The sequence below is a fragment of the Corallococcus interemptor genome, assembly GCF_003668875.1.
Taxonomy (GTDB): Bacteria; Myxococcota; Myxococcia; order Myxococcales; family Myxococcaceae; genus Corallococcus; species Corallococcus interemptor.
This window is the reverse complement of record NZ_RAWM01000107.1, coordinates 15,642-31,425: the sequence shown is the minus strand read 5'-3', so window position 1 is coordinate 31,425 and position 15,784 is coordinate 15,642. Positions and strand designations below refer to the sequence as shown.

At 69.7% G+C, this 15,784-nt stretch carries 9 protein-coding genes; 4 read left to right on the top strand and 5 right to left on the bottom strand.

Translation table 11 applies throughout. From position 1 onward, the window contains the following. Nucleotides 1-24: 24 nt before the first annotated feature. Genes D7X96_RS29175 through D7X96_RS41205 form a run of 4 tightly spaced genes read left to right on the top strand, consistent with a single transcriptional unit; the run spans nucleotide 25 to nucleotide 9,736 of the window. The gene (locus tag D7X96_RS29175) at nucleotides 25-6,915 is read left to right on the top strand and encodes a hypothetical protein (RefSeq protein WP_121771256.1); all 6,891 of its coding nucleotides are present in this window, start codon (nucleotides 25-27) and stop codon (nucleotides 6,913-6,915) included. A gap of 12 nt (nucleotides 6,916-6,927) precedes the next feature. Next, a complete protein-coding gene (locus D7X96_RS29170) occupies nucleotides 6,928-7,452 on the top strand; it encodes a hypothetical protein (RefSeq protein ID WP_121771255.1) in 525 nt (174 codons plus the stop codon). 8 nt (nucleotides 7,453-7,460) lie between these two features. Beyond that, nucleotides 7,461-8,231: a hypothetical protein gene (locus D7X96_RS29165; RefSeq protein WP_147468425.1), complete on the top strand. Its 771-nt coding sequence runs from the start codon at nucleotides 7,461-7,463 to the stop codon at nucleotides 8,229-8,231. Beyond that, nucleotides 8,231-9,736 carry an SUMF1/EgtB/PvdO family nonheme iron enzyme gene (locus D7X96_RS41205; protein ID WP_121771253.1) on the top strand — a complete coding sequence of 502 codons (1,506 nt, stop codon included), beginning with the start codon at nucleotides 8,231-8,233 and terminating at the stop codon, nucleotides 9,734-9,736. Before D7X96_RS29165 ends, D7X96_RS41205 begins: the two co-directional genes overlap by 1 nt. Before the next feature lie 2 nt (nucleotides 9,737-9,738). Here the strand turns inward: D7X96_RS41205 and D7X96_RS29155 are convergent, their stop codons facing one another. The 5 genes from D7X96_RS29155 to D7X96_RS29135 form a co-directional block, all read right to left on the bottom strand. Beyond that, nucleotides 9,739-9,960, bottom strand: a complete 222-nt coding sequence (locus tag D7X96_RS29155) for a hypothetical protein (protein WP_120547725.1) — start codon at nucleotides 9,958-9,960, stop codon at nucleotides 9,739-9,741. After that, the gene (locus tag D7X96_RS29150) at nucleotides 9,957-10,688 is read right to left on the bottom strand and encodes a hypothetical protein (protein ID WP_147468424.1); all 732 of its coding nucleotides are present in this window, start codon (nucleotides 10,686-10,688) and stop codon (nucleotides 9,957-9,959) included. Before D7X96_RS29150 ends, D7X96_RS29155 begins: the two co-directional genes overlap by 4 nt. Before the next feature lie 1,198 nt (nucleotides 10,689-11,886). Next, complete coding sequence (locus D7X96_RS29145; RefSeq protein ID WP_121771251.1) at nucleotides 11,887-14,031, bottom strand: hypothetical protein; 2,145 nt, start codon at nucleotides 14,029-14,031, stop codon at nucleotides 11,887-11,889. Continuing rightward, nucleotides 14,028-15,617, bottom strand: coding sequence for a hypothetical protein (locus tag D7X96_RS29140; protein WP_121771250.1), 1,590 nt, complete (start codon nucleotides 15,615-15,617; stop codon nucleotides 14,028-14,030). The genes D7X96_RS29145 and D7X96_RS29140 overlap by 4 nt, the downstream gene beginning before the upstream one ends. Further along, the gene (locus D7X96_RS29135; RefSeq protein WP_120547730.1) at nucleotides 15,586-15,780 is read right to left on the bottom strand and encodes a hypothetical protein; all 195 of its coding nucleotides are present in this window, start codon (nucleotides 15,778-15,780) and stop codon (nucleotides 15,586-15,588) included. Before D7X96_RS29135 ends, D7X96_RS29140 begins: the two co-directional genes overlap by 32 nt. Between the last annotated feature and the right edge of the window lie 4 nt (nucleotides 15,781-15,784).

The window sequence follows — 15,784 nt, the reverse complement described above, 5'->3', positions numbered from 1 at the left end:
TGAGCGTCTCGTGGGCTCGGAGATGTGTATAAGCGACAGGCGCATGTTCCAGAGCCCAAGCTTCCTCCGGCGCCTCGCTACACGTTCAAGATCATCCAGGCCGCCGTGGACCCCAACGCGGTCCGCGCCGCGCGCCTCAAGCAACTGGAGGACGAGGGCAAGAAGGCCATCACCCCGGCGAAGCAGCCGAAGGACCTTCCGGCCATCCCGGACGACCCCACCGGCAAGGCCTCCTCGCTGGTGGACGCGAAGTGCGAGCGGAAGCTGGAGGTCAAGGACGCGAAGTTCCCCGACCTCCAGAAGAGCCCGCTGGGCCACGTGCCGGAGATCGGCGCACAGCTCATGCGCGACGACGGCGGGCACATGCTCATCAAGGGCCCGCTCGGGGACATCGTCTACAAGCCCGGCGGCCCCAAGCCCACCGACCCGGAGAAGCTCAAGGACTGGACGCGCCTCCAGAAGAAGATCACCGCCGCCGCCGACAAGCAGAAGAAGGCGAAGGTCCAACCCAAGGAGCCCGCGAAGGGCATCACCGTCCTCGAACAGGCCGCCCCCGCGCCCATCAACGTCCCGGACTTCGCGCGCGTGGACATTGGCGACGTGCTGGCGCGGCTGCTCGCGGCGCCGGACAAGTACGCCGACACCTCCGTCCAGAAGGCCCGCGAGGCCTATGTCCCGGGCGGCCTGGATGCGTCCTGGGGCGTGGCGCTCGTCGCCGCCGAGCGGCCCATCTTCGCCGCGGAGCTCCAGCGCGTCGCGGAGGCCGCGCAGATCAAGAAGGAGGACCTGGACGCGAAGGTGGAGGCCCGCCGCAAGCAGCTGGTGGACTCGCACGCCGCCACCACCGGCTCGCTCAGCAAGGCCCACGAGGAGGCGAAGAAGAGCCTGGAGGAAGGCGGCAAGTCCTTCGCGGATTCGCTGGCGCGCATGCGCGCCTCCATCGACGCGCAGTCCGAGGCCAAGGCCGCCGCCATCAAGGGCGGCGTCGACCTGACCGAGGCCCGCCGCAAGCGCGACGCGCTCATCGCCGCCGTGGACACCAAGGTGAGCAACTGGGTCGTCCGGTACGACCAGAACGGCAAGCGCTTCAAGGAGGCCTTCGCGAAGGCCGCCAGCGACCAGCTGCACGCCTACGAGCTGGCCGCCCTCCAGGACGAGTGGGAGCTCAAGAAGGACGCTGGCGATGATCCGGTGAAGCTCAAGGCCGCCACGGAGGCCTACCGGCCCACGAAGAAGTGGCTGGACGACCGCCGCAAGGAGCTTGGCGCCGTCGTCTCGAAGGCGAAGCGCGACATCGACCAGAGCGTGGAGCGCTACCAGCAGGAGCTGCGCGACGCAGGCAGGGAGGCGCGCGAAGTCATCCGAGACTGGCACGCGAAGCAGATTGGCTACGAGCGCGGGTTCTGGGACCGGCTGCTCGGGTGGATCATCGACTGGCTGGGCGCCGCCCACGACGAGAGCCGCGCGTGGGAGACCGCCCGGGCGGCGGAGAACAAGACGTCGCTGGACCAGAACATGCTGTTCCTCGCGGAGGTGCGCCTGCGCCAGGGCGAGGAGCTGGACGCGGAGACCCTCAAGGGCAACACCGCCCTCAGCGAAGAGCAGAAGGCCATCCTGCTCTCGTACTACGGCAAGGGCGGCAAGGACCCGGTGCAGGCGCTGGCGGAGGGCCTGGCCGTGCGCATCATCGGCCAGCGGCGCAAGCCGCTCCTGGAGGCGCTGGAGAAGGAGCTGCTGGCCTCCACCGACCTGGAGCGCCTGAAGACCGTCGTCGATCAGCAGGAGCCCCTCTTCAGCAACCGCGCGCGCAACATCGCCCTCAAGGTCTGGGAGGGCGTGGACCAGTGGGGCACGGACGAGAAGAAGATCTTCGACGCGCTCGCCAACCTCAACCCGCTGCAGGGTCACTACATCGAAGTCCTCTACGAGAAGGAGCACGGGGAGAACCTGCGCGAGCGGCTCAAGAGCGAGCTGGACGACTTCTTCAGCACCACCACGCACGACTGGGACAAGGCCGAGGCCCTGCTCTCCGGCAACGCCGCCAGGGCCGCCGCCGTGGAGCTGGACGACGCCATGGAGGGCACGTTCTTCGGGACCGGCTGGGGCACGGACGAGGACGCCATCCTCACCCTGCTGCGCGGCAAGACGCCGGAGCAGATTGAAGCCATCAAGAAGGCCTACCAGGCGAAGTACGGCCGCGACCTCGTCACCAAGATGGACGACGAGCTGCGCAGCGGCGCCATCAAGACGCACGACGTGGATGAGATGCACGCCCTGGTGGAGGGCCGCACCGAGGACGCGCGCGCCATCGAGATGGACCGCGCCATGCGCGGAAGCTGGTTCTTCGGCCTGGGCACCGACCGCAAGGCGCTGGAGGGCGTCTACGACCGCATCCGCAAGGAGACGGAGGCCGACGCGCAGCAGTACGGCTGGGACACCCAGACGTTCCGCGCGGAGCTGCTCAAGCGCAACCAGGCCATCGACGCGTCGTATGAGAAGCAATACGGCAAGGACTGGACCGAGCGCGCCGCCGGGGAGAGCGCGCTCAGCGCCGCGTTCCACGACGAGATGCAGGGCGCGGACCTCAAGCTCATCGAGGGCCTGCGCGACGACAAGGGGCTCCAGGTGGATGCGGCGCGCATCCGCATCGAGCACACCAGCGTCTTCTACGCGGACGACAAGGTCATCCGCGACGCGATGTCCGCCGAGGGCAAGCGGCAGATCGCCGACGCGCGCCGCGACGGCTACCTGGACATCCAGGAGCGGATGGACATCGAGCGCGCGCTGGACGAGGCGAAGGTCAAGCCCGCCAGCGAGGGCCCGCTCACGGAGGAGGACCGCCGCAAGGGCCGCATCAGCGAGCTGGAGTTCCTGGACAAGTGGAGCCCGGAGAAGGTCCAGGCCCGCATCGCGAAGGAACGCAAGGAGGTGGACGTCAAGGCGAAGGCCCAGGCCCAGGCCAACGCCCCCGCGACCATGAAGGCGCTGGCCGCCGAGTACGACAGCGCCTACGTGGAGGGCACGCGCCTGCAGGCCTCCTTCGAGCAGGCCGTGTTGATGGACACGTCCGGCGCGGACCGCGAGGCCGTCGCGGCGATGCTGGCGAAGGGCTACCTCACCGACGCAGAAATCGTTCAGTACGCCGTGCAGGGCGTGGGCACGGACGAGGACGCGCTCAAGGAGGTCTTCGCCGGCAAGACGAAGGCGGAGATTCAGGCCATGGCCGAGGAGTGGGCCAAGGACCACCCCGCCGACCCTGGCGACACGCGCACGCCCTTCGAGCGCTTCCGCGCGCGCATCGAGGAAGAGCTGAGCGGGCGCGAGGCCTTCGACATCCTCGACATGGTGGACTACGGCGAGCCCGTCACGCCCCGCGAGAAGGCGGACCGGGCCTGGCGCCGCGTGCACTTCGAGGCGCGCTCCACCAACGGCATGGCGTCCTCGGAGTACCAGCTGGTGGTGGACCAGGCGACCGCGCTGGACGCCGAGGTGGCCGCGCTGGAGCAGCACGAGCGGATGCGTCCCAAGCCCGGGGACAAGAACTACACCGTCGACGGGCTGCGCAAGTGGCAGGACGACTGGGAGAAGAAGTCCGAGCGCGTGCAGCGCCAGGGCGAATACGCCGACGAGTCGGTGCAGATGCACCGCGAACAGGTGGACTTCATCACCGACCGGCTGGTGATGGTCCTCACCGCGGTGGTGATGGCGGTGGTGATCATCATCGGCGTCGTCGTCAGCATCTTCGCCCCGCCCGTGGGCGTGGGGTTCTGGGCCGCGTTCGGCGGGTTCATGGCCAGCACGCCGGTGCTGGTGGGCGCGGCGGTGGCGACGGCCGCGGTGACGATGATCACCAAGGCCGCCATGAAAGGCAGCGCCTACGGCTGGGAGGAGGCGGCCACCGACGCGGGCATGGGCGCCGTGGACGCCCTCGCCTCCGCGGCCACCGCCGGCATGGGCTCCAAGCTGCTCAAGCTGGGGTTCCTGGCGCGCATGGCGGAGGAAGGCGGGATGATGGCCCGCGTCGCGGCGCACGGCCTGGCCCAGGGCGCCGAGGGCCTGGCGCAGTCCGTGCCCTCCGCGTTCCTGGGCAACGTCCTCAACGACGAGAACTACAAGGGCGGCAACGCGCTCTTCAACGTGCTGGCGGGCACCGCGATGCAGGCGGCGCCGGGCACGGTGATGGCCGGGGCCTTTGGCGCGCTGGGCGGCATCTCCAAGCCCCACGTGCCGCCGCGCACCCAGGACCTGCTCCACTTCCGGGGCACGCCGAAGGAGCGGCTGACCCTCTTCAAGAAGTGGAAGGCGGAGAACCCCGCCGGGAACATGAAGGAGTTCCTGCGCGAGTTCGACGAAGGCCTGCTCAAGCAGATGTCGGGCGACTTCGACCAGAAGCAGCTCCAGCGCGCGATGCGCAAGGAAATGCTGGAGCACATTCCTCCCGCGCAGCGCAAAGCCTTCGCGAACACGCCCATCGAAATGCTCTCCGAGGCGGACTTCGAGTCCGTCACCGGCAGCAAGTCCGCGCAGGCCGTCGCGCTGTTCCGGCGGGGCAGGCCCACCCTCCTCGTCAAGGCGGGCGCGGACCTGTCCGAGCTGGGCGAGGAGGGCCTGCACCTGCTCCAGCGCCACGACAAGGCCACGCGCGATCTGGTCAAGGCCCTGGATGAACGGGCGCTGCGGCACTGGGACCAGCTGCCCATCGAGAAGCAGTTCGAGCTCTACCGCAAGAAGCTGGTGCTGGAGATCGACGCGCAGGAGTCGCTGCTGGCCTCATTGGAGGCAAAGCGCGGCGTGACGCTGGAGCCGGAGGAGGCGGCGCGCCGCATCCGGCGGGGCAAGAGGACGCTGGAGAACCTGCGCCAGCGCATGAAGGAGGTGGATGCGTTCACGCCGGTGGAGCTGGCGGAGTTCGGCCAGGGCGTGCGCTCGAAGCCGCAGTACCTGAACGAACCGCCGCGGCTGTTCAGCAAGAAGGAACTGCCCGTGCCTCCCCCTCCGGCGGCACCCGAGAAGAAGCAACTGGAGATGGAGTTCGGCCCGGCGAAGCCACGAGCGCCGGAGGTGGTCGTTCCGGAGACGAAGCCGCCAGCGGCCAAGAAGCCCGGAGGTGGGAAGCAGAAGGTCCTGGACCTCACCGTGACGGACACGGAGCCCATCATCCGCCAGCCAGGCCGGCCCAACGACGTGTGGCCCAACACCGTGCTGCACGCCGACCATCCGGAGGTGGGGCCGTTCTCGAAGACGCGGCCGCTGGAGAACGACCCCTACATCCGGGACGCGGACCGCCAGGTGTTCACCGAGGCGCAGCGCGCGCGCACCACGCTGAAGCTGGGCAAGGGTGACAGCGTGGCGCAGATCGGCCCCGCGTGGCTGGAGATCAAGCCCGGCGCCTCGGAGCGCCGCTACTACAAGCTGGTGGAGGTGACGCGCGCGAGCGGGGAGAAGGAATACCTCCAGCTCATCATGTCCAAGCGCCCCGGCAACCGCTGGGAGGTGCGCGGCAGCCTCACCAGCAAGGCCGGTGACGCGCTGGAGAAGCAGCAGTCCAGGAAGTTCACGGAGGCGCTGCTCGGCGACCGGATGGGCCCGACGGAGCGGTTCCGGCGACTGGACTTCAAGCCGCTGGGCGAAGCGCAGGGCAGCGGCTTCGATGAGATCATCGTCGAGTTCGACCACGCCGCGGATCCGAAGCTCGCGAAGTTGCACATCGTGGAGGTGAAGGGCGGCGGCAAGGCCCCGGTGCTGGAGAAGTTCACGGCGGTGGGAGAGAACCTCCGCCAGAACCTGGCCGAGCTGCGCGAGAAGCTGGGCGACATGGCCTGGGCGAAGGCGCACGGCCTGGGGCCCGCGCACCTGGAGGCCCTGGCCAACGCCATCGACGAGTGGGACATCTCCATCGAGCTGCGCGTGGGGCCCAAGACGCCCATGCCCGCGCCGGGCCGGGACCTGGTGGGCCGCGTCGAGCGCATCGCGGATGTGTGGCGCAAGCTGTCCCTGGTGCACGCCGCCATTCCCGAGGGAGAGGCGGCGCGGCTCGAAATCGAAGCCTTGATGACGACCTTCAAGGCGGAGCTGCACAAGGGCCGCGTCAAGTCCACGATGAGGGCGTTGGAGGCGACGGAGAAGGCCCTCCAGGGCACGAAGCGAAAGCCGGGCCTGCTGGCGCGGTACAACATCGACCCCGCGGAGCTGAAGTCGCTCATCCACAGCCTGGACCCGAGCGTGGGGCCGGGGAAGATTGCCCGGATTGTCGAACCGTTCGAGGCCGCGCAGCGCGTGCGCACGATTGGCCCCACCGGCAACATCCTGGGCTGGGGGGACTTCGACATCACCGTGTCGACCAGCTGGCGCAGCCGGCGGTTCAAGCCCTTCGAGCTGGTGCAGATGCGCGACCTCCAGGCGCGGCTGGAGAAGATCCCGACGCTGGATCCCGCCGTCTACAACGCGCTGTCCCCGCCGGCCCGTCTGCGGGCCCTGCGCCGCGCGGTGAATGCCACGCTGGATGCGATGGGCGTCCCCGCGTCCCGTCGCCCCATTGTCCAGATCCAGAGCCTGCCCATGCACAACTATGGCGGGATGAAATGGAACTTCACGACGACGCCGCAGGGCCACCTCTCCCCCACGCACCCGCGAGGCTTCATCGTCATCAACCAGAACCACAATGTGGGCGACGCCGTGGGGACCGCCATCCACGAAGCACGGCACTACTATCAGGCGTATCAGGCCTACCAGTTCTCGCTGGGCCGCCAGTCGCACCCGTTCGCACGCCGGTGGTGGCGGAACCTCCCCGGGTCTGGCGGCCACTACTATGGCCCCGGCAATCCCCTCTACTTCCGGCAACCCATTGAAGCGGACGCGGAGAGCTTCGGCCGCCGCGTCATCGATCTCTTGCCTGCCCAATGGCCTCCCCCATGATGAGGTATCGCCATGCGTGTTCTTCCCTCCGCTCCCGTCACCTGCTTCGTGTGTGGCTCCACCTTCACCGTCCAGAACCGGATGGAGATGAAGGACGGAAAGGCGAACGTCCACCCGGAGCCTTCCGCGTGCCCCTTCTGTGAGGCCCCGCTGCTGGCCATCCCGGAGTTGAACGTGGGCATCGCGAAGGGGCTGCTGCTCACGCACGCGGGGGCGCCCGAGGAGAAGAAGGCCTACAGGACGGTGGCGCGATACCTGGAGCAGTTCACGCGGACCGAGGCGGAGATCGACACGTTATTGAAGCTGGCGCGGGAGTTCGACTTCGACGCCTGGGAGGCCCTCAACCGGCGGCTGCTCCAGCACGACAAGGACGCGGGCCTGAAGATGGAGCTGAAGTTCATCCCGAAGCTGCGCAAGGAGGCGGAGGACGGTGGCCTCCTCGAGCAATTGCAGCGTGCCGCCGCGCCCGTCAAGGATGCGTACCGTGCCCGGTGGAACCACCACATGGCCATCTTCCGGCAGCGCAAGCCTTCGTGAGGGATGACATGGCCGGGTCCTCGAACAGCGCTCCGGGTACGTGGGCCGGACTCTTCTCCTCCGAGTGGGGCGAGGATGCCCACGCGCGGGAACTCATGAAGCGCTTCAGTGCGATGGCGCTGGCGAAGCCGAACACCCCGGTGACGCACCTGCGGACGCTGGCGGACGTGCTGGCGTCGCTCGTGGTCCTGACGGGGGCCGGGGAGGCCCGCTCGGCGGCGGAGCCCTTGGTGCCACTGTGCGAGCCCGCGCTGGGACAGGCCGGGCGAGCCTTTGATTCGGTGGATCCGCCGCGCGTCGCCATCCAGGTGCTGTCCTTCGTGAACGCGGCGGAGGTGTGCGGGGCCGCTCGGGGGCTGGTGGAGGCCTCGCCCGCGAAGGCCTGGCTGGAGGCCATCGCGGCGTCGGCGAAGAAGCAGGACGACCTGTTGCTCTATCGCTGTGGACTGGTGGCGCTGTGCCTGGGGGAGCCGGACCTGGCGGCGAAGCTGGTGGGGGGTGGGAAGCTTCCGGCGACGCTGACGCCCGGGGAGCAGTTCGGCTTCAACGTCCAGGGCTTCGTGCGCTACCTGGCGACGGCGATGAAGGTCGGGGCGCCGTCTGAAGCGGTGCGGCCCGCGTGGGAGTCGTTCGTGGAGGGATTTCCGAAGAACAAGGCCGCGGAGCGGGCGTCGTGGAGCGACCTGCTGTGGGCGGCTCGCGCGTACTTCGTAGGCGTGGAGGGGCGGCCGGTGGCGCGGGTGGGTGAATCGCTGCACGCGCGAGTGAAGCCGGCCTGATGCGCTCCCCTACCCTCGTCGCCCTGCCGGAACTTTCCTTCGAGCGGATGGACCGGCTGCTGTCGGCGCGCGGCTGGTTCCTCCAGTCCGAAAGCCAGACGCCTCCGCTCATCCCGGGCGAGCCGGAGCTGGCGACGTACGTGAAGGGCCTGGCCGACACGACGATCCACTACTCGTTCAACCCGGTGCTCCAGCTGAGGGTGCTTGGGTTCACGGGGCGGGATGCCGTGGAGGCGTGGGCCACGGTGCGCAAGGAGGTGCCGGTGGCGGATGCGGCGGAGGTCGCCGCATGGCTGGCGTCGTCGGAGACCAAGACGGTGCTGCTGGGACTGCTCGCGACGGAGGCGCTGCGTGAGCGCTCGTCGATGGAGCGCGTGGCGGCGCTGCGCTTCCATCCGGAGTTCAGCGTGTCGCGGACGGCGGAGCGCGTGCTCGCGTCGCTGGTGCCGGATGGGACGGAGGAGGCGTTCGAGCGGCTGAAGGCGGAGAAGGAGGCGCATCCGGACCGGTCCGTGCTGTTCGCGCATCTGCCGGGTGAGGAGCACCGGCGGCAGGTGTTGCGCTGGCTCATCCATGATTACGCGGCGTCCAATCCAGACATCGACGCGGTGCTGAACTCCGCGCTGGTGGACGCGGACGCGGAGGTCCGGGTGACGGCGGTGATGGCGGCGGCTCGGCTTCAAGCGCGGGCGGTGTTGCCGGCGCTGCAAGCGGCGCGGATGCCCACGTCGACCCGGGAGGGTGCGGACCCGAGGGACCGGCGGTTCTATTCGAACCTGCGGGACCTGGTGGTCCAGGTGCTCTCGGGCCGGCCGCTGCCGCTGAAGCGCGAGCGGATGGAGCCGCTGCTGCGCGCGCTGTCCGGGCCCGCTGACGTGAAGGATGACCCGACGCTGCTGCTGTATTCGCTTTCGACGCCCGTGGATTTGGGGCCTCGTCCGGAGGGATTGCCCGAAGCGGTGGTGGAGCGGGAGGGCACGTACCGGCTGCGGCGTTCCGGGTTGGAGGCGCGGTGGGTGCCGCCAGTGGAGCACTGGCTGGGGACGGGACCGACGCTGCGGCAGGTGAAGTCACCGGGGTTCTTCGTGGCGCGTGTGCCCGTGAGCCGGGCCGCGGCGGCCTGGGCACTGGCGGCTTCGCAGGGGCCCGTGGGCACGGCGGGACCGGACGCGGAGGAGCCTGTGCCCTGCTCCTTCGCGGAGGCCGAGCAGGTTTGCTCGGCGCTGTCGCGCATTGAAGGCGTGGAGCTGCGGCTGCCCTCCAGTGACGAATGGGAGATGGCGGCCCGTGGACCGGATGGGCGGCTGTTCCCGTGGGGCAATTCCATGCGGGACGACGGCGCTTCGCGGGCTTCGCCCTGGGGCGTGGAGAAGCTCGTGGCTTTGCTTCCGCAGTGGGCTCGAGGAAGCCTGCTGTGTGGCGGGCGGGAGCAGCCGTTGTGCTCCTTGCGCCGAGAGGTGGCGGCGGCCCATGCAGCGGCCGTGCGGTGGGTGCTGGTTCCCTAGCGCTACTTCTTCGGCATCCGGACCTTGGGGTTCGATAGAGTCCGGGGCGCGCTCTTCGCCTTGAAGCTGCCTCCGGCCGCGGCCTTCATCGAGGGCCCCGTGGCCGCGGCTCCCAGTTGAGCGCGGGGGCGGTCGGCCTTGGGCTGCTGCGAGGGCGCGATGGCTTTGTTCATCGCGGGTTTGCGTTCGGGTGGCTTCCGCGTCTGGGGCGTCATCGTCTTCATGGATTGCCTCCTGGAATGCGGCCGGCGGGGATTCCTTCCAGCTTGAGCGACACGCCGGGCGGTGCTGGGACTTCCAGCTCCACCAGGCCTCCCGGGCCGGTGCGGTGCACTTCCGGGCCGATCTCCAGGCGGCAACCCACCGCCGGACGTCCCGTTTGATCCTGGGCCAGCAGCCTGCGCCGGTCGTCACTCACCACGACCGATGGCCTCCGCAGCGCGACCTGCGCCTGCGCGATGAGGACGCAGCGCTGGCCCTTCACGCTCGCGCGGACCTGGGCGCGGATGAGGGCGACTCCGGGGGCATGGCCTTCGGGTGGTTTTGCGTGGAGCGTGGCCTTGGACGACGGCGGCCCGGGGAGCACTGCTCCTTCCCAGACGGCTTCGAAGCCTTCATCCAATCCCACCGCCGCGAGCGACAACGGCAGTCGAATGGGCTCCGAGCCCACCCAGATTTCCTCCGGCACGACGATGGCCACTTCGGGATCCAGTTGGACGCCGGCGATCCATGACCAACGCTCGGTGAGCTGGTCCGCGAGCCAGCCGGCCTCTTCGGGTGACATGCGCGCCAGGGCGTTCTCCACGTGCGCGGGTTCCGTCAGCCGTTGAAGCGCGGCGGCGCCGTCGTTGAACCTTGCGTTCTCCAACAGGCCGTCGAGCTGGCCCGGGAGGTGTTTCGAGAGGGAACGCAGCAGGTGCCCCAACCGCTGCTTGGGTGGAAGAGCGCTCATCCCCGCCTCCGCCACAGCGCACGGCCGGCCATCCTGCGCCGCAGCCGCTGTTCCGCTTGATGGAGCGCCTTCGCGTCCTGCGCCGTGATGCGACGGCCGTTCATGAAGAACGCTCGCTCGCTGGTTTCCAGTTCGTAGTCCGGTGACTCCTCTGTCCAGAGGAGTTCTTCAGCCTGTGCTTCCTGTTGGGGCGGGGCTTCGGCTCTCGGTGGAGGAAGCAACGTCTTCACTTCGATGTGCACCGGCCCGGGTGTGGGGCGCCGCACGGTTCCTGCTGGCGTTCGGGTGAACTCTTCGGCCTGTGCGGTGGGAGGCGGAGCTGTCACCGCATCGGGTCGGCCCCGTCGGTCATGACGAGGTGGTCCGAACGCATCCTGGAACGGGGCGGGCTTTCGTGGCTCCGGTGCCTGTGGGTGCTCCGGGGCGCGGCGTGACCTGCTCCGTGGCGTGACCTGAGCAGGCGGCGCCCCAGACTCCATGGGAAGAGCCTGGAGTGGGATGGCGCGCGCGATGCGATGGCGGCGCGTGGGGGACTCAGGGACCCTTGCGCTGACCCTTGGGCGTTCAGTGCTTCTCTCCACGGCAGGCCGCGGCGTCCGCTTTCTTGGTACGTGGGGTGCTTCCACCTGTGTTTCGCCAACAGAGGCGGAGACAGGAGCCTCCGCCTTCACGGGGGGCGCCGTGGTGTCTTCCTGGGAAGGAGCCTGGAGGGCCTGGACTCGAGGACGGCCCGGGCGTGCCTCCGTGACCTTCCGCGTGCGTTCTGGAGCGTTGGCGACCGTGAGAACCACGGGCGCGGGGCGCGGATGGTCCTCAACGACTTCGACGACCGATGAGCGGGGCTCCGGTGGCTCCTTCTCCTTCCGTACTGGCGAGCCTTCGGGTCGCGGGACACGACGGCGAACGGGCGCGACGGTTTCAATCACGGTGGGCATCACGGCGGCCTGAACGGGCAGCCTGTGCTCCGCGGGTGTCACTTCGCGCTGGGTCTGCGGCAACATGGCTCTGAAGCCGGACGGGGTCTTCACCGTGCGGCCTGGCTCCCCTGCCCGCCTCTGGGTTCCTGGCGTTGGCAGGGACGGCGGCAGCGGCGGATCCACCTTGAAGTCTCCGCGCTCTCCCCGCTCCAGGGGATGGAGCACCCGGTCCAGCTCCGCGAGCAGCGCGGCCACCGCGAAGACGTCGTCTCTTGCTTCGCTCATGTCGGCACTCCCAGCCAGGACTTGAGGACCGTGGTCGCGGCCCTCAGCTCCGGGTCCCTCAGCACCGTCTTCGTCACGCCGCCGTCCTGCTCCGTGATGTTCGCCGTGCCCGGATCCAGCTCGATGGGCAGCATCACTCCCGTGGCGAGGCTCGGGCCTCCGAAGCCCTTGAAGTCGCGCCGCAGCGTCACGCCTCGCACCAGTGACTTCGGCAACTGAAGGTCGCGCAGCGTGATGACCACGACCTCTTCATCGTCCTCGCAGCACAGCGGCGTGGGCGTCGTCACCTCGTCGTCCGCTCGGGCCGCTGCTCCTGTGCGCACGTCCACGGTGTCGACAGTGGCCACTCCCTGCCACCACGTGCCTTCGTCGTCCGCTCCGCGCACGAGCAGCAGCTCGCCCGGCCTCGCCACCTGCCCGGACGTGCTCGCCGGCGGGATGCCGTCCAGGAACAGCCGCGTCGCTCCCACCTCCACGGGCGGCAACAGCTTGAACGTCTGTCCCGCGTACGGCGTAGCCACCGCCGGAGGCACCAGCCCCAGCGCACCTCCGCCCTGTCCCAGGATCAGGTTCAGCTTCCCGCCCAGGGCGATGACCTCCTGCACCACGCCGTCCGCTTGCGGTCCCGCCGCCGAGTGCCCGTCCAGCAGCTCCTGTGTCGACACCGACACGGCGCTCCCGTCCACGGACGACCCACTCCGCACCATTCCCGCGACTCCCGGCAGCTTCGCGTCCGTCGCGACGGAGACGTTCAACGGCGCGATGCGCAGCCGCTTCTCCCCGGGCTTCACGTCCCAGCCCAACACCAGCGCCAGCGTGGGCCGGTCTCCTCCCACGTGCGCCACGTGACCTGGCTGCACCTGTCCCAGGTCCACCGTGGGCGTCACGGACAACGTGGTCGCCTGCGTGAGTGCGTCCTTCACGAGCACCACCGGCCCCACCAGCGGTATCCCCGTGGACTGTCCCGCGAGCACCCGCGTCAGGCTGTCGCAGAACGGCTTCAACACCTGCTTCAACATGGGCGTCAGCGCGGCCCGGTTGCGCGCGTCGAACCACCTCTGGCGGAACACCCAGTGGAAGCGCAGCGACCACTCCAGCGTCCGGAGCATCCGCAGCGAACCATCCGGATACGCCAGCCGCGCCGCGACTGCTTCATCCATTCCCTTCCCCGCCTCGATGTCCAACGTCGTCAGCTCGTTGGACAGCTGTCCGGGGATGCCGGGGGAATCCGCTCGCCGCAGCGTGGTCTTCAGCGACGCCAGCCCCGTCACGGACGCAATCACGGTGCGTGGCGGCTGGAGCGCCGTGGCCACCGCGCCGTAGTCCGTCGCCGACGCTTGCAGTGAATCCGCCGCGCGCTGGAGCGCATCCGTCAACTCCGGGGCCGCCCCCTGTTCCTCCAGGGTGGCCTTGGCCTGGAGCAGCGCGTTCCGGTCCGACAGGCACTCGGCCTGTCGAGCCGTGGCCCCCGACGCCACCGGGTCGAAGGCACTGGATGCGGACGAGACGCTCAGCCCGTCCAGCACGCTGCTGAGCGACACCGTCTCCGACGTCGTCTTCAGCTCCGCCCGCCTCGTACCGCGCAGGCCCGTCCACGTCCCCAGCTCCGCGACGCCGCTCTCCGCCGCGTCCTTGCGCTGGTCCGTGGTGAAGAGGCCCGCGTCGATGGCGTCGTCCACCGTGCCGCTCGCCGCCAGCGGACCGAAGTCATACGTGGGCACGCGCACCGCCACCTCGCCGCCGTGCTTTTCGTCCCGGAACGCGAACAGCGTCACCGTGCCCGCGAGCGACGCCGCCCCCGTGAGCTTTCCGTCCCCGTCCGCGCCGATGGTGCCCACCGCGAACTCCAGCTCCTCCACTCCCGGCAGGCGGCTCTCCGTCCCCGCCAGAGAGCCCACCGACACCGACGGCAAACCCTCGCCCCGGGGAGAAGCGGCCAGGGCCGGTGCCAGCGCGATGCCGACCGCGCGACGGCGGGCCCGCTCGATGACGTTGAACACGGGCAGCAGCGCGCACACCGTCTGGACGTTCGGCGCGTCCTGATCCGCCACGCCGTCCATGCGGTCCAGGAACGCCTCCAGCTGCTTCCAGGCCGCCTGCCACCCGTCCAGCTCCGCGCTCAGGCGCGTCACCGCACTCACGGGCCGCTTCCTTTCTTCGACGGGTCCGGTGCCGGCGGCTGCGGGCTCGCTGGACGCTCGGACGCGCCGGGCCCTCCGAGCCCCAACGCCAGCGACCGCGCTCCCCGGCGCTGGGCGTGCTTCGTGGACAGCATCCCCTCCAGGATCTCCTTCTGCTCCTCCACGTGCTCCTTCGACTGATCCAACACCTCCACCAGCGTGGAGCGGCTGCGCTCGGCGGCGGCCTTCAGCTCCTCCGGTGTGCGGCCCACTGCCTTCACGAACCGTTCGGGCGCCTTCTCCACCGCGTTCACGAACTTGTCCGCCTGCTTCTGGGCCGTCGTCTTCAGGTTGCCCCAGGCGTCCTTCACCTCGTCCGTGCTCGCCTCCAGCACCTGCCCGGCCTCGCTCTCCGCCAACGCCTTCTTCACGTCCTGGAGCGTGAGCTCACCCGACGCGAGGTCCATCGCGGCGGACAGGCCCAGCAGCTCCCAGAGCATCGCGGCCTTCGCCAGGTTGGGGCCCGCCGCCAGCAGGCAGATGCCTCCCACGTAGCCGCCCGGTGGCCGGTTCGCCGCCGTGAGGAAGGCCTGCTTCAGCCCCGCCACCCCGCCCGTCGTGGACACCGGCAGCGCGTACATGCCCGAGGACTTGAGCGCGTTCAAAAGGTCGATGATGGCCTGCACCGCCTGCGCCAGCTTCATCAACACCTGCACCTTGTCCTGCATCGCGGCCGCGAGGCTCCTCAGGAGCGTGGCCAGGTTGTCCACCGACAGGAGCAGGGCCCTCAGCGCCTCCGGGAGGATGAGCAGCTTCTCCAGGTCCGGGAACAGGTCGCGCATGCGCGCGGACTTCCAGTCCGGCTTCACCGGCCTGCCGCGCACCCGGCTGCGGCGCGGGTCCAGCGAGCCCTTGGGGTACTTCTCGAACGCCTTCTTGAACGCGCTGATGTTGAGCAGCTTGCCCAGGAGGTACAGCGCCTGCCGGAGCCCATCCAGCGACGGCGCCGCCATCACGATGAACACCGCCTGCACCGGCGCTCCGTCCGTCACCGTCGGGCGTGAGTCGTCCCCGGGGTCATCGAACGACGCGACGAACCGCCCCGCCCAGCGCGCGAAGCCGTCCGGCGTCACGGGCGGGCGCTCCAGCGCGAAGCCCGCATTGAAGTCCTTGGGGATGTTCGGGATGAAGCCCGTCTCCGCCAGGTTCGTCTCCGTGGGCCCGATGCCCGGCGCGTCCGCGTAGAGGTACGCGCCCGCGTTGAGCAGGTCGTCGATGATGTCCTTGAGCAGCCCGTAGGCCGCGAGGATGAGCGCCCGGAACGGATCCGGCAGCCCCAGGAGGATGGACGCCAGCGCCTGGAGCAGCGCCTGCACGAACTGGAGCACCGCGATGATGATCTTGAGCGGCGGCTTGACGATGCTCACCAGCTGCTCCACCCCCGGCGGCACGCCCACCGCCAGCGGCCGCCACGCGGGCACGGCTCCCGCCTCGGCGCCCTCGGCGTCCGTGCCTTCCGCCTCCTCCAGCGCCTTGGCCAGGTCCTCGCAGCAGGCCTCCAGCGCGCCGTGGAGTTCAGCGATAGCGGCGTCGTTGAACTCGGCCACGCGCGTCCTCCCGGGTGCGTTTCTCCAGTTCCATGAGGCGCTCCAGCCGCTCGGCGTCCTGGGCCACGCCCACCGCCGCCGCCTGGAGCAGCAGGGCCTTCACCTCCTCCAGCCGCTCGCGCAGCACGGACGCCTCCAGGGGCTTCCAGTCGGGAGCCTTCATCGCG